The following is a 17,883-nucleotide window of genomic DNA, read 5'->3' as shown; positions in this document are numbered from 1 at the left end:
TGTGTCAGCGCTGTGTCAATTCTCGTAAGAAACCGGTGCAGCAGGGTTGGGCACCAGATGACTCATCGCCGATTGATAGTTGATTTCCAGTGATGCCTGACTATTGGCGGTCATCCCTAGATCCCGCAAGATCCCGTCGGTGGTGTCGTAAAACCAGCCATGGACCTTCACATCTTGGCCGCGCTCCCAGGCCGCCCGCAAAATAGTGGAATTACCAAGGTGGTACACCTGCTCGGCGACATTGATCTCACATAGCCGATTACCGCGTGCTTGTGCAGGTAGGTGGCTAAGATAGCTTTTGTGCTTGAGGTAGAGATCACGAATATGCAGTAACCAATTGTTAATTAAACCCAGCTCAGGGTTTTCAATCGCTGCATGTACCCCGCCACAACCATAGTGGCCACAGACAATAATGTGTTTGATTTGAAGGACATCGACGGCGTACTGCACCACGGATAAACAATTGAGATCGGTATGAATCACTTGATTGGCGACATTACGATGAACAAAAAGCTCGCCCGAGTCTAAGCCAGTCAGGCGCTCTGCGGGGACGCGACTATCGGCGCAGCCAATCCATAAATATTCTGGATGTTGTTCTTTCGCCAACTCGGCAAAAAATTGTGGGTTGGTATCACGAATGTCTTTTGACCAGGCTTTATTGTTGGCGAACAACGCTTTGATTTGGGCCATATCCACTCAGTCTTTTGGCAAAGTTATCAATTGCCACTATACCGCAATGAGGGGGCTTGAAATATAATGAGATCAATTTTCACATTTTTTTACACCTTTCGCGTCCAATGGATCACGCTGTTTACCTTCAAAGCCACTGCTCGGATAGGTTAATCCAAGAAAATTCGTATACTGTCTCTTCCACCATCAATGCAGTAGAGGGTAGTGAGTGTTTGATAAGGGACGATTTGCGCAGCTGACATTAAAAGGGGATTTGTTTGGTGGGGTGACCACCGCGATCATCTCTTTACCATTGGCACTTGCATTTGGTGTGGCCTCTGGGGCTGGCGCGGAAGCGGGGCTATGGGGCGCGATTTTAGTCGGGTTGTTTGCCTCGCTATTTGGTGGTTCGTCTACGCTGATTTCTGAACCGACCGGCCCGATGACAGTGATCATGACCACGGTGCTAACCGCGATGATGTCTCGCTACCCGGAAGGAGGCGTAGCGATGGCGTTCACTGTGGTGATGATGGCAGGCGCGTTCCAAATACTGATTGGTAGCTTAAGGCTGGGTAAATACGTCACCTTAATGCCATACAGCGTGGTGTCGGGGTTTATGTCGGGGATTGGGGTGATCTTGATTTTGCTCCAGCTGGCACCCTTGCTGGGGCAAGCGGCCCCGACAGGCGGGGCGCTTGGCACACTCAAAGCATTGCCTGATTTACTCAGTCAAGCCGACATTAAAGAGGTATTTCTCGGTGTTTTGACGCTTGGCATCTTGTTTTATTTTCCGGCGAAATATCGTCGTTTTATTCCCGCACAGCTTGTCGCACTCGTCAGTATCACTTTGGTGTCGATTTTATTGTTTGATACCGACAGCATTCGTCGTATTGGGGAAATACCCACTGGCTTACCCTCGCTAGTGCTTCCGCATATCACGGCTGAGCATTTTACTGCGATGGTGATTGATGCCCTCGTGCTGGGCACCTTAGGCTGTATTGATACCTTATTAACCGCGGTGATTGCTGACTCACTGACGCGGCAAGAACACAACTCTGATCGCGAGCTGCGCGGACAGGGCGTCGCCAATATGATTGCCGGGTTATTTGGTGCGCTCCCTGGCGCGGGGGCGACTATGGGCACCGTGGTGAATGTACAAGTAGGCGCGCGTTCTCCCTTATCGGGAATTTTGCGGGCGGCGATGTTAGCCGCGGTGGTATTGGTCGCCGGTGCGCTGACCGCGCCCATCCCGATGGCAGTATTGGCGGGCATCGCCTTGTACGTCGGTTTTAATATCCTCGATTGGAGCTTTCTTCATCGCGCCCACAAGATCAGCTTACAGCAGACGGGGATCATGTATGGCGTGATGGCGCTGACGGTATTTGTCGACTTGATTGTTGCCGTTGGCTTGGGGGTATTCATTGCCAACTTATTGGTGATTGAGCGCCTAAGCCGAGAGCAAGCCAAGCAAGTGCGTGCCATCAGTGATGCCGAAGATGATGAAGTGCCGCTTGATGACGAAGAGCGTGCGCTGCTTGATGCCAGCAATGGCCAAGTGTTGTTTTTCTATCTTTCCGGGCCGATGATTTTCAGTGTCTCGAAAGCGATTGCACGCCAGCATGCCCACATCAACGAGTTCCGTGTGATGATCTTGGATTTAAGCGATGTGCCCATGTTAGACATGACGGTGGGCTTGGCGTTAGAGAACGCGATTAAAGATGCGCGTGAGGCCGAGTGCACGGTGTTTTTACTGTGCCCGCACGATGAGACACGTGAGCAGCTGCAGCGCCTTCACATCGGTGATTGGGTCAGAGACGCGCATATTTTTACCACACGCAAACCAGCATTAGAGGCGGCCAACCGCTTGGTAGAAGTGATGCCATAGCGCACTGTTCAACGTCTATTACACCTCGATACACACAAACTCGCAAACTGGCGTCATGAGCGGGTTTGTGTGCTGTCATGACTTTTTAGAGGGATCCGCGCGTTTCCCGCCTAGCAAAAAACACCCCATCACGATCACTTAAATACAAGATATTTAGTGAATATTTGCCACATTTCTCATCATTTTATTCTTTTTGGTTGAAAACTGACCATGCGTTTCCCCTCCTGATTTGATCTTGTGCACATTCCTATATACTGGCGCGCGCACTGGGGGACCCCCGTGCCAGTGAGTAAAGCCGTCATGGCCGTGACACTCATACGACTTGAAAGGATCAGCTGTTTTGAAATTCGAACGATTCAAGAACTGGACCCTGAAAGGGGACCTGTTTGGGGGCGTCACCACGGCGGTTATTTCTTTGCCCCTCTCGCTGGCCTTCGGGGTAGCGTCAGGTGCCGGTGCCGAAGCCGGCATGTGGGGGGCCATTTTAGTAGGTCTGTTTGCTGCGTTGTTTGGTGGCTCTTCAACCCTTATCTCAGAGCCGACCGGCCCGATGACAGTGATCATGACCGCGGTACTCACCACCATGGTGTCACGTTATCCCGAAGGGGGCATGGCAATGGGCTTTACGGTGGTGATGATGGCGGGCTTATTCCAAGTGATCTTAGGAACCTTGAAGCTTGGAAAATACGTCACTTTAATGCCATACAGCGTGATATCGGGCTTTATGTCCGGCATTGGCGTTATCTTGATCATTTTGCAGTTACCGCCTTTACTGGGGCAAGGCACCCCTGACGGTGGCGTACTCGGGACCTTGCAAGCGCTGCCCGATCTCATCGCGCATACCCAACAAAGTGAGCTGCTATTAGGGCTATTGACGCTGGGGATCCTCTTTTCTTTCCCACAAAAATACCGCCGTTATATGCCGGTGCAACTCGTTGCCTTGGTGGTGGTGACTGTGTTGTCAATGTGGTGGTTTGATCTTGAGGCGATTCGCCGTATTGGTGTGATTCCCACTGGCTTGCCCACCTTGATGCTGCCACACATTGACAGTGAGGTACTCACCACCATGATGGTGGATGCGTTAGTGTTGGGGACCTTGGGGTGCATTGATACCTTGCTCTCTGCGGTCATCGCTGACTCGTTGACGCGCGAAGAGCATGATTCGGATAAAGAACTGCGCGGGCAGGGACTGGCCAACATGGTGGCGGGATTATTTGGCGCTTTGCCGGGCGCGGGTGGCACCATGGGCACGGTCGTCAATGTGCAAGTGGGCGGGCGCTCACCCTTTGCGGCCATTGTACGCGCCCTTATTCTAGCAGCGGTGATCTTGGTCGCAGGCTTTTTGACTGAACCCATCCCGATGGCGGTGCTGGCGGGTATCGCCATCTATGTGGGCTTCAATATCCTTGACCGCACCTTTATCCAACGTGCTCACAAAGTCAGCTTACATCAAACCGTGATCATGTATGGGGTGATGATATTAACCGTGCTGGTGGACTTAATCGTGGCAGTGGGTGTGGGCGTGTTTATTGCCAATATTATTGCCATCGAACACTTAAGCCGTGAGCAAGAAAAGCAGGTCAAAGCGATCAGTGATGCGGATGAAGATGACGTCCCCCTGAGCGAGATGGAAAGGGCTTTACTAGACAGCGCCAACGGAAAAGTGTTGTTTTTCTATCTCTCAGGCCCAATGATATTCAGTGTCTCGAAAGCGATTGCACGTCAGCACAGTAAAATCGAGGAATTCGATGTCATGATCTTAGACCTCAGTGACGTGCCCATGATTGATATGACCGTCGGCCTCGCGCTGGAAAATGCGATCAAAGATGCGGTTGACGCCAATTGCCAAGTTTTTCTGCTCTGCCCCCATCAAAAAACACGGGATCAGCTTGAGCGCTTACATGTTAAAAATTGGCTCACTGACGATCATACTTTTGATAGCCGTTATGACGCACTCCGTGCTGCGCACCGAGTGACCGAGGTCATGCCTTAAAAGAACGGGAGCTTATGAAAGCCATCGACATCAAAGACCTGGTCAAAACCTATGGGACCAGTGTTAAGGCGCTAAAAGGGGTATCGCTCTCTGTGGATGAGGGCGATTTTTATGCGCTATTGGGGCCAAATGGGGCGGGCAAATCCACCACCATTGGCATTTTGAGCTCACTGGTGAATAAAACCCAGGGGCAGGTGAGCATTTTTGGCTACGATCTCGATACACAAAAAGTGGAAGCCAAAAAACAAATCGGGCTGGTGCCACAAGAGTTTAACTTTAACCAGTTTGAGAAAGTGGAGCAGATCGTGGTGAACCAAGCGGGTTACTATGGTGTGCCCCGCGACCAAGCCAAATTACGCGCGAAAAAATACCTCTCGCAGCTCGATTTATGGGATAAGCGCCACGAGCCTGCCCGTAATTTGTCGGGAGGCATGAAGCGTCGCTTAATGATCGCCCGTGCGCTGATGCATGAGCCTCGTCTGTTGATTTTGGACGAGCCAACCGCTGGTGTCGATATTGAGCTGCGTCGTTCAATGTGGGACTTTCTCTCCGAGATAAACCGGCAAGGGATCACCATTATTCTTACCACCCACTACCTTGAAGAAGCCGAAACCTTGTGTCGCAACATCGGTATCATCAATCGAGGCGAGCTGGTGGAAGATACCTCCATGAAGGCCTTGCTGGCGAAGCTGGACGCAGAGACGTTTATCCTTGATTTACAGCCAGGGCATAAACTGAGCACCTTAGACGGTGTCAACTGGCAGAAAACCGATACCAATACCTTGGAAGTCGAAGTGAATAAGTCAGTCGGGTTGACCCCTGTCTTTGATCAGTTGTCGCAACAAGGGGTGCAGGTGCTGTCGATGCGCAATAAGGCAAACCGCCTTGAGGAGCTATTTGTCACCTTAATTCAGCAAAATGGGGAGGAGCGTGCATGAATGCTTTGTATTGGGTCGCCTTTCGAACGCTGATTCATAAAGAAGTGGCGCGCTTTACCCGTATCTGGGTGCAAACGTTGGTTCCGCCCGCGATTACCATGAGCCTCTATTTTATCATTTTCGGTAATCTGATTGGCTCGCGGATTGGCCAGATGGAAGGTTTCTCTTACATGGAGTATATCGTGCCGGGGCTTATCATGATGTCGGTGATCACCAACTCCTACTCGAACGTGGCGTCTTCATTTTTTAGTGCTAAGTTTCAGCATAATATTGAAGAGCTTTTGGTGGCGCCGATCCCCAATTACGTGATCATTGCCGGTTATATCGGTGGCGGGATGTGTCGGGGGTTAGCGGTCGGCGCCTTGGTGACCATGACCTCTTTGTTCTTCGTCGACTTGCAGATAGCGCATCCGTTGATCGTGATTACCACCGTGGTCTTTACTTCGGCGGTGTTCGCATTGGGTGGGCTTATCAACGCTATCTTCGCCAAAACGTTTGACGACATTAGCCTTATCCCCACCTTTGTGCTGACGCCCTTAACCTACTTAGGTGGGGTGTTTTATTCACTCTCACTGTTGCCCGATTTTTGGCAAGGGGTATCCAAGCTCAACCCGATTGTGTACATGGTGAACGCGTTCCGGTACGGCTTTCTTGGCGTGTCAGATGTCGGCATCATGACATCGTTTGGGGTACTGACGCTGTTTATTATCGGCTTGTATGCGCTGGCGTGGGGTTTGATTTCCAAAGGGACAGGCTTGCGTAGTTAACGACCTCACCGTATCTGTGCTCACCGTATCTGTGATTCGGATTAATATTGGATAAAAAAGCCCCGGCCATGATGGCCGGGGCTTTTTATTACGAGCTTGAACGGTGATGCCTGATGGTGTGCTGACGGTTAATTAAATAAACCTTTCAGCCACCCGACCGGGTCTGACTGACCACAGCGCTTGGCAAACTGCCCATCAATGTCCCAAACTGGCAGCGAGGCATCTCCGCGACAGCTCAGCTGGTATTGACTGCCTTTTTGCGTCACCGCGACCGTCGTGATGTGAGCCGGCCAAGATAACGTCAGCGCACTGGCGCCTCGGCGACTGAGATAATCATCATAGACACGCAATGCGCCTGAGGCCCCGGTGAGCCCGGTCGATTGGTTATCGTCGCGGCCAAGCCACACCGTGGTGACTTCTTTATCATCAATACCCACAAACCAGCTGTCTCGGTTATCGTCTGTGGTGCCGGTTTTGCCGGCCAGTGCCACGTTGCCATGATGACGTTTTAAATAACCGCCGGTGCCTTGTTGCACCACTTGCTTCATCGCATACAGCGTTAGCCAGCCGGCTTGCTGAGAGACAACACGCTCGGCTTTTGGCCAGTTTTGATAAAGGCTCTGTCCTTCTTTGGTGGTGACCGCGCGTAAGGCGGTTAATGGTGCACGTTGCCCACCACTGCCGAGCGTTTGATAGATTTGGGTGACGTCGAAGGGACTCATGCTAAACGCGCCGAGGAGCAATGACGGTACCTGGGGGATATTATCGGTATTAGCACCCAGTTTGCCAAAGGTATTGATCACCTCATCTAACCCCAACTGCATGCCGAGATTCACCGTCGGGACGTTATAAGACTTGGCGAGAGCGGTGAGTAAGGACACACGGCCTCGATACTGGCGATCATAGTTGCGTGGTTGCCAGCTACTGCCTTGGCTGCCCTCCAAGCGAATCGGTTTATCGTCAATCTTACTGGTGAGCTGGAAACGTTCGGGATGGCTCAACGCGGTCAGATACACCGCCGGTTTTGAGAGCGAGCCGATAGGACGTTTGGCATTTAATGCGCGATTAAAGCCTGCAAAGCCCGGGCGCGCCCCACCAACCATAGCGCGTATTTCACCGCTGCGTCGGTCTGCGATGACGGCCGCCGCTTCAAGTTTGTTGCCAGCCCTATTTTTCAGCGCCTTAACTTTATCCACCACCGCGCCTTCAATGGCTTGCTGTGAGACAGGATCCAGTGTGGTAAATATACGTAGCCCTTCTCCTGCCGCGTAGTTATCGCCTACATGTTGGCGGATCTCCTCTTTAAGTTGATCAAAATAGGCGGGTTGGGGACGCGAAAGTGTCGGGGTGGTCTGAATATCGAGAGGACGACTGGCGGCAGCATCGTAATTGGCACTGGTGAGTAGATTTTGCTCGAGCATCAAGCGTAATACCAGATCACGTCGCGTTTTCGCGCGTTCAGGGTGGCGGAAGGGATTGTAATAAGATGGCCCTTTTACCATGCCAACCAGCAGCGCGAGTTGATCAACACGTAGCTCACTGATAGGGCGACCAAAATACAAGCGCGCGCCCAAAGGAAAGCCATGCACTGGCTCGCCGCGGTTTTGGCCAAGGTAGACCTCGTTAAGATAGGCCTCTAGGATTTTGTCTTTGCTGTAGCGAAAATCGAGGATCAAAGCCATGTAGGCTTCTTGCACCTTACGCCACAAGGTACGATCACGGGTGAGGAATAGGTTTTTAGCCAGCTGTTGGGTAAGCGTCGAGCCACCTTGCACGGTGCGTCCTGCGCGAATATTGGCGACCAAGGCACGCAAAATACCCGTAGGAGAGACGCCTTCGTGATGATAGAAGTCTCTGTCTTCCGTGGTAATCAAAGCTTCAACTAAAAATTCGGGAAAGCGCTCTCGTGGTAAGAATAAACGCTGCTCGCGAATTCCAGATTCCATCATGCCCAACAGCTTGGGCTCGATACGCAGTAATCCTAGCGGTTGTTGGCTGTTTACCTCGGTGATTTTACCCACTTGGCCGTCAGCAAAGCTCAACATCGCATGACGCGCCGGCGCGGGCCCATCCTCAAAATCAAATGGGCGACGAATGATCTCAAGCCGGGTGCTTGACGCCGAATACTCGCCAGGCCGTTTGGGCGTACGCACTTTCTGATAGTTGAGGGCGTCTAGCTGTTGGCGCAGCTGCAAAAGGGAAAAGTCGCTGCCAGGAGACAGGTTGATGACTCGGCCATAAACGACCCCAGGAAGCTGCCAAATCTGGCCGCTGAACCTGTCTTGGATTTTACCATCCAGATAGATACCTAACATAACGACGGCCGCAATCCCGACGAGGCTGCACTTTAGCCCCAAGCCTAACAGGCGTTTCCCCCAACTTGGCTTAGTAGACGTCTTTTTGGGCTGGCGCTTGGGTGATGAACGTTTTTTGTTGCTCGGGCGTGAGCGTATTTTTTTCTCTGCCATACAATAGCTTAACTCTGGTTAAAATGGCGCTTGGTTTTACGGGTTGGCGCATGGTTGGCCGGATCATCAGGCCAAAGGTGCTTAGGGTAGCGCCCTTTCATTTCTTTTTGCACCTCTTTGTAGCTGCCTTGCCAAAACCCCGCCAGATCTTGCGTGATTTGCAGTGGTCGTCCGGCGGGAGAGAGCAACTCCACTTGCACGGCCACCTTGCCGTTAGCCAGGGTGGGTGTATCCGCCTGTCCGTACATTTCCTGCATTTTTACCGCTAAGACGGGCGCGTTTTCCGGGTTATAGCGCAGCGGATAACGTGATCCGGTTGGGACAGTAATGTGTGTGGGCAACGCGGTGTTTAATTGCTGTGTTACCGCAAAACCGAACCAGGCCTCCAGCACGGGCTTGAGATCCAACTGCTGCAGGGCTTGCCAACGTGACATGCCATGGACAAAAGGCGCCAGCCAGGTATCGAGCGATGCCAATAAGTCGTCGTCGCTAAGTGGCGGTAGCATGATATCCAGTCCCCAGGCTTGTGCGCAGCGGGCGCGGGTGAGCAAGGATTGGCTGCCGCTTTGCCAGTTCAATGTATTAATGCCTTTTTGGCGCACGGCGTCTAATAACCCTTGCGCCTGCTGCTCGGCGCTGAGTGTATTAAGTGGCTCACGATAAAGCACTAATTCGCCAAGGCGTTGCTGTTTTTCTGCTTGTAATGTGCCGCGTTGGTCATCCCATTGTACGACCTCATGTTGACGTAATAAGTCGGGGCGCATTTGTTGTAGCGAGCGCAGTGAAAGCGCGATAGCACTGTAGGCGCGGCTGTCGTGTTGCTCGCCGGCCATCACATCACAAACCACGATTGCCTCGTTGTGACTGAGTGCGTCTTGGCTATCGAGTGTCACGCCGTGACCATTGGCCATCATAAAGCGCCCCGTTTTTCCCCGTCTCAATGCGATTCTATCTGGCCAGATGTTCGCGGCCATCAATGGCAATATGGCTTCATCGAGTGAGCGTTGTAACTTTATCCCAAGCACCCGTGCCAGCGATTGCGCGCGGTCTTGATAGTCTTTGTGAGACATGACCGCCTGTAATTGGTCAATCAGCGCCAGTGATACACCTGAGGTCATCGGTTTGTCGGCCCATGCGGCGAGCCAGCAGGCGGTGGATAACACGGCGGTATCCGCCTTTTCAGCCCGAGCCAACATGGCGGCAGCGCGCGGGCTAGCGGCCAATTGGATGGCACGTTGCCCCAGCGCTGTGAGTCCTTGGCGCGTATCAATCAGCCCCAATTGTGTCAGTCTGGTACAGGCCGCTTGCCAATGCTTGGTGGGCGGCACGTCAAGCCAATGTAAATCTTTGACATCACAGCCCCACTGGATGACATTGAGGGCAAGATCGGTCAAGTCCTCTCGCAAGATCGGCGCGGTGGGAGTGGCAGGTAAGCGCTGAAATTGCTCTTCACCGTATAAACGCAGGCATTGCCCTTCCTCGAGACGACCTGCTCGCCCCGCACGCTGGATGGCAGCGCTACGCGTTATTTGCCGCGTCACCAATTTATTGATACCGGTTTGGGCTTGGTGCAACACCAAGCGCTCAAGCCCAGCATCGATGACTAAACGAATCCCTTCGATGGTTAAACTGGTTTCAGCAATGTTGGTTGTGAGCACTAACTTACGTCTTCCAGGGGAGGGAGACGCAATCGCGGCGTGTTGCGCCGAGACGTCAAGGCTGCCGTGGAGGCGGTGCAAATCCATGTCATCAGGTAGGTGCCCTTCTAGGGCGGCATAAACCTGTTTAATCGTGCCCACGCCGGGGAGAAAGAGTAGGGCCGACCCTGCGTGTTGAGCGATAAAATCAAGGCTGGCGCTCGCTACTGCGCTGGCCCATGGTGAATGCCGTGACAGTGGGTGATAGTGATAATGAATCGGGTAGCTGCGCCCTTCAGTTGTCAGGGTCAGAGCGTCGGGTAAATGTTGCGCCAAGGCGTGATTATCTAAGGTGGCAGACATGACCACTAGGCGCAGATCATCTCGCAAGCCGGCTTGGCAATCTAGGCTCAAGGCGAGCGCAAGATCGGCATGCAGGCTGCGTTCGTGAAACTCGTCGAACATGATCACACTCACGCCATCGAGCATGGGGTCGGTTTGCAGCAAACGTGTCAGCACTCCCTCAGTGACCACCTCAACACGCGTTTTAGCACTGACTTTTGTCTCACCACGCATGCGTAAACCTATGGTTTGGCCAATAGGCTCATCCAGGTGATGGGCGAGGAAGCGAGCAATGTTGCGAGCGGCGAGCCGACGGGGTTCCAGTAGCACGATTTTTCCCGGCAGTGGTGCTTGCTCAAGTAGCGCGAGGGGTAAGCGCGTCGACTTACCCGCTCCTGGTGGTGCGGATAAGACGATTTGTGGATAGGCCGCGAGCCCGTCTATCAGGTCAGGTATCACGGCATCAATCGGAAGCTGCGACAAGAATTTGCCCTTTGTGTCAGAATCAAAGTGACTATTTTAACGGACTGAGCGTAAAAGGAGAGCCCATGCGACTATTTTTCGCGCTAGGTTTGGAGGAGGGCATTAACCAAACCGCCCGGGCGCAGCTGGTGGCGTATAAAAATCGTCTCAGTGGAGTCGGGCATGCGGTGCCCGATCAAAACTTACACCTCACCTTGGCGTTTTTGGGTGATGTGCCGAATACATATATTCCTCGTCTACAAGCCACGGTGCAAGACCTTCAACTGCCCGCCTTTTCCATCACGGCCTCGACCGTTGAAGTATGGGCTCAGCCGAGGATTGTCTGTGCAACGTTAGCGTCTCCTCCGCAAGCCTTATTGGCGCTGGCTCATCATTTACAGACCTTACCCGTTTGGCCAGCGAAAGCGGACAGTCATGCGTTTACCCCGCATATTACCTTGCGTCGTGGTGTCAAAGATGACGGTGCGCTGGACTTACCGACGCCTCCTGCCCAGACATTTGCGTGTCAACGATTTGGATTATATGCTTCGCCTTCCTCCGCGTCGGATGAATCGATACCTCGAGATAATGAGGGGCGGGCGTTATACCAATGCCTGCATCAATTCAGCCTTTGTTAATTATCAGCAGGAACGGCAGATGCAGTTTTCCCCACCATTGGCGTCGGCAACCTTAGTACGCCGCTATAAACGTTTTTTAACCGATGTGACCTTGGCTAATGGCGAGTCGCTGACCATGCATTGTGCCAATACGGGGGCGATGACCGGTTGTGCGACGCCAGGCGATACCGTTTGGTATTCCACCTCCGATAATACCAAGCGTAAATACCCTCACAGTTGGGAGCTTAATCATACCCAGCAGGGACACTGGATTTGTGTCAACACGGCGCGCGCCAACACCTTAGCGGTTGAGGCGGTGCAGGCGAATCGTATTCCTGAACTAGTGGGGTATCGACAATTACAGACGGAAGTACGCTATGGCAGTGAAAACAGCCGCATAGACCTACTATTACGTGACGATGACAAAGCGGACTGCTATATAGAAGTAAAGAGTGTCACATTATTGGAGGAAGACGGCTGGGGCGCGTTTCCGGACGCCGTCTCGACGCGTGGGCAAAAGCACTTGCGTGAGCTGATGGCGATGGCAGAGCAAGGACATCGTGCGGTTTTATTGTTCGTTGTTTTGCACTCGGGGATTGAAAAAGTCACTGGTGCCCCCCATATCGACCCGGATTATAACCAGTTATTAAATCAGGCGTTGGCGTCAGGGGTAGAAGTGATCTGCTATCAGGCTCAGATGTCGCCGAGTGAGCTAAATCTGGTTAATTCCGTACCTTTTGTTAGTCATACCGCAAAAGTGTAAGCATGTTCACATTGGGCGTTGCGCGGCGTAAATCAAAGATTGCCACCCTAAAGGCTTTCTGCTATAGATAGCGCCCTCATTTGACAGACACGGGTCATGTCAAGGTTTTTTAGGAGAAGCTGAATGCCAGAAAGCAAAGAAAAGAAATCGCTGGGCATCCTGGCCATTGCCGGATTAGAGCCATACCAGGAGAAACCTGGAGAGGAGTATATGGGAGAGGCTCAGCTTGAGCATTTCCGTAAAATCCTCAATGCGTGGCGTAATCAGCTCAGGGAAGAAGTCGACCGCACCATGAATCATATGAAAGATGAGGCGGCCAATTTCCCCGATCCTGTCGATCGTGCAGCACAGGAAGAGGAATTCAACCTAGAGCTGCGTAATCGCGATCGCGAGCGCAAGCTGATTAAGAAGATCGATAAGACATTGCAGCGTATCGAAGATGATGACTTCGGCTTTTGCGACTCGTGTGGTATCGAAATTGGGGTGCGCCGCTTAGAAGCTCGCCCAACAGCAGAGCTGTGTATTGATTGTAAAACACTGGCTGAGCTAAAAGAAAAGCAAATGGCTGGCTAACGCTGGCGCGTTATATTTGCACACATCGATGCCTAGCCGTGGTTAGCGGAGAGAAAATCAGACAGATAAAAGGGAGCCTCGGCTCCCTTTTTGTGTTTTAGGGTGCTTGTGTTAGCGCAAGATCCCCGTACAATTTGCGCTATTCACACTCGCTGCAGGCGTTGCACCTACTGTCTATGCGCTTATCATGACTTTGCAGACCGCTTATATTGGCCGTTTTGCCCCTTCCCCGTCGGGCCCGCTACACTTTGGCTCATTGGTGGCGGCACTTGGCTCGTATTTAGATGCGCGTGCACACCATGGGCAATGGCTGGTTCGGATTGAAGATATCGATCCGCCTCGGGAGCAGCCGGGCGCCGCGAGTGACATTTTGCGCACGCTAGAGGCGTTTGGTTTTGAGTGGGACGGAGAGGTGCGTTACCAAAGCCAGCACCTTTCTGATTACCAAGCACAAATAGAGGCTTGGCTTGCATCGGGACAGGCGTATTATTGCACCTGTACGCGTCGGCAGATTAAAGAGGCGGGCGGCGTCTACCCAGGTTGGTGTCGTGATAAAGGTAAAGGGGCGCAAGCGGCGGCGGTGAGACTAAAAAGTCCCGTCGAGGTGCTCGCTTTTCAGGACAGGTTGCATGGTACGCTTGGTCTTGATGCGCATCTTGCCAATGAAGACTTTATCATCAAACGACGCGATGGCTTGTATGCGTATAACCTTGCGGTGGTATTGGATGATATCGACCAAGGCGTGACCGATATCGTGCGTGGGGCGGATTTAATTATGCCGACAGGGCGCCATATCGCGTTGTACCAACAACTCGGCCAACCCGTGCCGCGTTATTTACACCTTCCTCTGGCTGTCAATGCAGAGGGACACAAGCTTTCTAAGCAAAACCGGGCTCCTGCCATTGATAATCAAGTGCCGCTGCCAGCTTTACGCGCAGCGATGACGTTTCTTGGTTTGCATGCAGTGGCTGAGCAAGAGGTGGCTAGTCCCACCCAATTATTGGACCTGGCGGTTAAGCGTTGGTCGTTGACACAGATACCGAGAAAAACGGAAGTGACGACAGCATTCTAAAATGGCCCACCCTGATATATTATATGCCGCTGTTTCATGGCCCGAACAATTAAATACGAGGTGAGCTATCTTTAATCGAGTGACCAGCTTTTGCCGTAAGGTTCTGAATCGTGATAGTAAAACACGCGAAATTGAGGATCTTAAGTTGGAAGTTATCCCCCGCAAAGCACATGGCATTTCGCGCAAAGGTATCAGCGAAAATGCGCTGAAAGTGCTTTATCGCCTGCACAAAGCGGGCTTTGAAGCGTACCTCGTTGGTGGCGGTGTGCGAGATTTATTGTTGGGGCGTGAACCCAAAGACTTCGATATTGCGACCGACGCAACGCCAGATGAAGTCAAAAAGCTGTTTCGTAACTGCCGGCTCATTGGGCGGCGTTTTCGTCTTGCCCATATCTTATTTGGCCGCGATGTGATCGAGGTCGCCACGTTCCGAGGCCATCACGGTAAAGGCGAAAAAGATAAGCAAACCGCTCGCTCGGAAGACGGGATGCTATTGCGTGACAATGTATATGGCACCATCGATGAAGACGCGCAGCGCCGTGACTTTACGGTGAACGGGCTGTATTACAATATCGCCGACTTTTCTATTCGGGATTATGCGGGGGGGCTCGATGATCTCAATAACCGCGTTATCCGCCTGATCGGTGATCCTGAAACGCGTTACCGTGAAGATCCGGTACGGATGCTACGCGCCGTGCGCTTTGCGGTTAAGCTTGATATGACGATTAATAGCGCGACAGCGGCGCCGATTGTCGAGCTTGCGCCGTTATTGCAAGACATCCCGGCCGCGCGAATGTTTGAAGAAAGCTTGAAGCTGTTGCAGTCCGGTCAAGGGTTCGCGACGTACCAAATGTTGCGCGAGTATAATTTATTTCAGCAGCTTTTCCCTGCCGTGGCCGCGCACTTTACCGAAGCGCAATCTAGCCAAACGGAACAGATGTTAGAGCAGGTATTACGCTCAACTGATAAGCGGGTGGTTAACGAACAGCGCATTAATCCGGCTTTCTTATTTGCTGCCATGCTTTGGTATCCCTTGGTGACACGGGCGGAAGAAATGGCATTTGAGAGTGGTTTGAGCTACTACGATGCCTTCATGGTGGCCGCCAGTGACATTGTGGATGAGCAAGTTAAGACCATCGCCATTCCGCGGCGCTTCACCGCCATGATACGTGAAGTGTGGCAATTGCAAATGCGTATGACTCGTCGCACTGGTGCGCGTGCGTTTAAAACACTGGACGAGAAAAAATTCCGAGCGGCATTTGATTTGCTCGAGATGCGCGGTGCGGTCGAAGGTGAAGAGACCGAAGCGCTGTGTGCGTGGTGGCGAGACTTTCAGCGTGCAGATCAAAGTGGCCGCCAAAAAATGGTGCGTGCGATCAATAAAGCTCATAATACGCGTAAACCCAAGTCTCGTCGGCGTAAGGGACCGCCACGTCGGCGTAAACCGCAGTCAAATTCAGACGCATGAATCGGGTATATATCGCCATTGGCAGCAATCTCGGTGAGCCTGTAGAAAAAGCCAAACAGGCGATTGCTGCGTTAAAGACACTGCCGCAGAGTCGTTTTGTGGCAGTATCAGCCCTTTATACCAGCAAACCCATGGGGCCGACCGATCAGCCCGATTATGTTAATGCCGTCGCGGCGCTGGACACCCAGCTTGACCCTCTGACACTATTGGATGCAACACAAGCCATTGAGCTTGATTATGGCAGGGAACGCAAAGCAGAGCGTTGGGGACCGAGAACCTTGGACCTCGATATTCTACTCTATGGCAATCGCGTCATTGATGAGCCGCGACTGACGGTGCCACATTACGGCATGAAAGTGCGTGAGTTCGTGCTTTATCCACTTGCCGACATCGCCCCCGACTTGTGCCTGCCTGATGGCAGCACCCTCGCCGCGTGCCTGACGCGCGTTGATCGCAATGGTTTAACCCGTATTAGCGATCACGCTTAATCGGTGGGCCCCAGTTTCAGGCTTTGGGAGACACAATGAAAAAAATCACAATTACCGATCTGATCACTTGGAAGCAGCAAGGGCAGAAGTTTGCGTCCTTGACTGCCTATGATGCGAGCTTTGCTCAATTATTTGAGCAGCAGGACGTGCCTGTTTTATTAGTTGGCGATTCGTTAGGCATGGTGTTGCAAGGAAAAAGCGATACCTTGTCAGTCTCGGTTGACGAGCTGGCGTATCACACCCGTTGCGTGCGAGCGGGCAGTCCCAACAGCTTGCTGATGGCCGATATGCCATTTATGAGCTTCGCAACGCCTGAGCAAGCCTGTACCAATGCCGCAGCGTTGATCAAAGCGGGCGCCAATATGGTCAAAATTGAGGGCGGATCATGGCTGGTTGATACGGTGAAAATGCTGACTGAGCGCGCCGTGCCGGTTTGTGCGCACTTGGGCCTCACCCCGCAATCGGTGAATATCTTTGGTGGCTTTAAAGTACAAGGCCGTGAGGAAGAGAAAGCGGAGCAAATGGTGGCCGATGCGGTCGCGCTAGAGAAGGCCGGTGCACAGATTATCCTACTTGAATGCGTGCCCGCCTCACTGGCTAAACGTATTACCGATACGGTGTCGGTGCCAGTGATTGGCATTGGTGCCGGCGGTGACACCGATGGTCAAATTTTGGTCATGCATGATATGCTCGGCGTATCGGCAAACTACATGCCCAAGTTCTCGAAAAACTACTTGGCAGAGGCCGGTGATGTGCGCGCTGCGGTGGCTAAGTATGTGCAAGAAGTGGCGAGTGGCGAATTTCCCGGTTCCGCCCACACGTTTAAATAGAGAGACCGAGTATGCAGGTAATTTCTGAGGTGGCGCCACTGCGCGATCAAATCAGCCAGTGGCAAAAAGCGGATAAGCGCATCGCCTTTGTGCCGACCATGGGGAATCTCCATCAAGGGCATTTAACCTTGGTTCGCAAAGCCCGGGAGCAAGGCGATGTGGTGGTGGTTAGCATTTTTGTTAATCCGATGCAATTTGATCGCGCGGACGACTTAACCAACTACCCGCGTACATTGGATGATGATTTGACCAAGTTGCGTGAGGAGGGCGTGGAGTTGGTGTTTACACCAACGGCCGATACCCTCTATCCACACGGACTGGATGCACATACTAGAGTTGAGGTGCCAGGACTTTCAACCATGTTAGAAGGGGCATCGCGCCCCGGTCATTTCCGTGGTGTCGCCACCGTGGTGAGCAAACTCTTTAATTTGGTACAGCCGGCGGTGGCCTGCTTTGGCGAAAAAGACTTTCAGCAATTGGCGGTGATCCGCAAATTGGTGGCAGACATGGCTATGCCGATTGAAATTATTGGTGTGCCTACCGTGCGTGAAAGCGATGGGTTGGCGATGAGCTCCCGTAATAACAACCTAACCGTCGATGAGCGTCAACGTGCACCAGTGCTGGCGAAAACCATGCGCTGGATGAGTGTACAAATGCGTAATGGGCGTCGTGATCTCGATGATCTGATTGAAGATGCTCACGATCAACTGCGTGCGGCGGGGTTACAGCCTGATGAATTTTATATTCGTGACGCCACGTCTCTTGCGCAATTGCATGAAAACAGCCGACAAGCGGTGATTCTCGTCGCCGCCTATCTTGGTACGACACGCCTTATTGATAACCTGACGGTGGAGCTGCATCGAGCCGTCGAGAAAGCGGACAAAGCTGATCCTAGTGGCGATTAATGTGTC

Annotated in this window: 15 protein-coding genes; 12 read left to right on the top strand and 3 right to left on the bottom strand. The window is 52.5% G+C overall.

Going from position 1 to position 17,883, the window contains the following annotated elements:
• Window positions 1-15 precede the first annotated feature (15 nt).
• Entirely contained in the window at window positions 16-690 is a 675-nt protein-coding gene (gene can / locus EHW58_RS04695) for a carbonate dehydratase (protein ID WP_152795039.1), read from the bottom strand.
• Between the two features lie 208 nt (window positions 691-898).
• On the opposite strand from can, the gene EHW58_RS04690 reads away from it, so the two are divergent.
• The 4 genes from EHW58_RS04690 to EHW58_RS04675 all read left to right on the top strand — a co-directional run bounded on the left by EHW58_RS04690 (window position 899) and on the right by EHW58_RS04675 (window position 6,252).
• Complete coding sequence (locus EHW58_RS04690) at window positions 899-2,554, top strand: SulP family inorganic anion transporter (protein ID WP_172970004.1); 1,656 nt, start codon at window positions 899-901, stop codon at window positions 2,552-2,554.
• 340 nt (window positions 2,555-2,894) lie between these two features.
• Window positions 2,895-4,547: a SulP family inorganic anion transporter gene (locus EHW58_RS04685; RefSeq protein WP_102505702.1), complete on the top strand. Its 1,653-nt coding sequence runs from the start codon at window positions 2,895-2,897 to the stop codon at window positions 4,545-4,547.
• A gap of 14 nt (window positions 4,548-4,561) precedes the next feature.
• Window positions 4,562-5,485 (top strand): ABC transporter ATP-binding protein, encoded by a 924-nt coding sequence (locus tag EHW58_RS04680; RefSeq protein ID WP_152795037.1) that lies wholly within the window; start codon window positions 4,562-4,564, stop codon window positions 5,483-5,485.
• Window positions 5,482-6,252: an ABC transporter permease gene (locus tag EHW58_RS04675; protein WP_046074006.1), complete on the top strand. Its 771-nt coding sequence runs from the start codon at window positions 5,482-5,484 to the stop codon at window positions 6,250-6,252. The genes EHW58_RS04680 and EHW58_RS04675 overlap by 4 nt, the downstream gene beginning before the upstream one ends.
• Before the next feature lie 128 nt (window positions 6,253-6,380).
• On the opposite strand, the gene mrcB is transcribed toward EHW58_RS04675, so the two are convergent.
• The gene (gene mrcB, locus EHW58_RS04670) at window positions 6,381-8,720 is read right to left on the bottom strand and encodes a penicillin-binding protein 1B (protein WP_152795035.1); all 2,340 of its coding nucleotides are present in this window, start codon (window positions 8,718-8,720) and stop codon (window positions 6,381-6,383) included.
• 8 nt (window positions 8,721-8,728) lie between these two features.
• Window positions 8,729-11,182: an ATP-dependent helicase HrpB gene (hrpB, locus tag EHW58_RS04665; RefSeq protein ID WP_152795033.1), complete on the bottom strand. Its 2,454-nt coding sequence runs from the start codon at window positions 11,180-11,182 to the stop codon at window positions 8,729-8,731.
• Between the two features lie 65 nt (window positions 11,183-11,247).
• Between hrpB and thpR the strand changes: the two genes are divergently transcribed.
• From thpR to panC, 8 genes are all read left to right on the top strand, one after another.
• Window positions 11,248-11,799 (top strand): RNA 2',3'-cyclic phosphodiesterase, encoded by a 552-nt coding sequence (gene thpR, locus EHW58_RS04660; RefSeq protein WP_152795031.1) that lies wholly within the window; start codon window positions 11,248-11,250, stop codon window positions 11,797-11,799.
• Between the two features lie 19 nt (window positions 11,800-11,818).
• Window positions 11,819-12,541 carry a DNA/RNA nuclease SfsA gene (gene sfsA / locus EHW58_RS04655; RefSeq protein ID WP_077578742.1) on the top strand — a complete coding sequence of 241 codons (723 nt, stop codon included), beginning with the start codon at window positions 11,819-11,821 and terminating at the stop codon, window positions 12,539-12,541.
• A 123-nt stretch (window positions 12,542-12,664) separates the two neighbouring features.
• Window positions 12,665-13,114, top strand: a complete 450-nt coding sequence (gene dksA, locus EHW58_RS04650) for an RNA polymerase-binding protein DksA (protein ID WP_046074011.1) — start codon at window positions 12,665-12,667, stop codon at window positions 13,112-13,114.
• Between the two features lie 187 nt (window positions 13,115-13,301).
• The gene (gene gluQRS, locus EHW58_RS04645; RefSeq protein WP_152795029.1) at window positions 13,302-14,186 is read left to right on the top strand and encodes a tRNA glutamyl-Q(34) synthetase GluQRS; all 885 of its coding nucleotides are present in this window, start codon (window positions 13,302-13,304) and stop codon (window positions 14,184-14,186) included.
• A gap of 103 nt (window positions 14,187-14,289) precedes the next feature.
• Window positions 14,290-15,654: a polynucleotide adenylyltransferase PcnB gene (gene pcnB / locus EHW58_RS04640; RefSeq protein WP_152795106.1), complete on the top strand. Its 1,365-nt coding sequence runs from the start codon at window positions 14,290-14,292 to the stop codon at window positions 15,652-15,654.
• The gene (folK, locus tag EHW58_RS04635; RefSeq protein ID WP_077578745.1) at window positions 15,651-16,142 is read left to right on the top strand and encodes a 2-amino-4-hydroxy-6-hydroxymethyldihydropteridine diphosphokinase; all 492 of its coding nucleotides are present in this window, start codon (window positions 15,651-15,653) and stop codon (window positions 16,140-16,142) included. The genes pcnB and folK overlap by 4 nt, the downstream gene beginning before the upstream one ends.
• 35 nt (window positions 16,143-16,177) lie before the next feature.
• Window positions 16,178-16,972: a 3-methyl-2-oxobutanoate hydroxymethyltransferase gene (gene panB / locus EHW58_RS04630; RefSeq protein ID WP_152795027.1), complete on the top strand. Its 795-nt coding sequence runs from the start codon at window positions 16,178-16,180 to the stop codon at window positions 16,970-16,972.
• Window positions 16,973-16,983: 11 nt separating this feature from the next.
• A complete protein-coding gene (gene panC, locus EHW58_RS04625) occupies window positions 16,984-17,877 on the top strand; it encodes a pantoate--beta-alanine ligase (RefSeq protein ID WP_152795025.1) in 894 nt (297 codons plus the stop codon).
• Window positions 17,878-17,883 lie beyond the last annotated feature (6 nt).

The organism is Salinivibrio sp. VYel1, from assembly GCF_009377945.1.
In the GTDB taxonomy this organism is placed as follows: domain Bacteria; phylum Pseudomonadota; class Gammaproteobacteria; order Enterobacterales; family Vibrionaceae; genus Salinivibrio; species Salinivibrio siamensis.
Note: the sequence above shows the minus strand (reverse complement) of the source record. Positions and strands in the feature narration are given on the sequence as shown.

Excerpts from the sequence above, each read along its gene's own strand:
- can (WP_152795039.1), bottom strand. The coding sequence starts at position 690 with ATGGCCCAAATCAAAGCGTTGTTCGCCAACAATAAAGCCTGGTCAAAA.
- EHW58_RS04680 (WP_152795037.1), top strand. The coding sequence starts at position 4,562 with ATGAAAGCCATCGACATCAAAGACCTGGTCAAAACCTATGGGACCAGT.
- EHW58_RS04675 (WP_046074006.1), top strand. The coding sequence starts at position 5,482 with ATGAATGCTTTGTATTGGGTCGCCTTTCGAACGCTGATTCATAAAGAA.
- mrcB (WP_152795035.1), bottom strand. The coding sequence starts at position 8,720 with ATGGCAGAGAAAAAAATACGCTCACGCCCGAGCAACAAAAAACGTTCA.
- thpR (WP_152795031.1), top strand. The coding sequence starts at position 11,248 with ATGCGACTATTTTTCGCGCTAGGTTTGGAGGAGGGCATTAACCAAACC.
- sfsA (WP_077578742.1), top strand. The coding sequence starts at position 11,819 with ATGCAGTTTTCCCCACCATTGGCGTCGGCAACCTTAGTACGCCGCTAT.
- dksA (WP_046074011.1), top strand. The coding sequence starts at position 12,665 with ATGCCAGAAAGCAAAGAAAAGAAATCGCTGGGCATCCTGGCCATTGCC.
- gluQRS (WP_152795029.1), top strand. The coding sequence starts at position 13,302 with ATGACTTTGCAGACCGCTTATATTGGCCGTTTTGCCCCTTCCCCGTCG.
- folK (WP_077578745.1), top strand. The coding sequence starts at position 15,651 with ATGAATCGGGTATATATCGCCATTGGCAGCAATCTCGGTGAGCCTGTA.
- panB (WP_152795027.1), top strand. The coding sequence starts at position 16,178 with ATGAAAAAAATCACAATTACCGATCTGATCACTTGGAAGCAGCAAGGG.
- panC (WP_152795025.1), top strand. The coding sequence starts at position 16,984 with ATGCAGGTAATTTCTGAGGTGGCGCCACTGCGCGATCAAATCAGCCAG.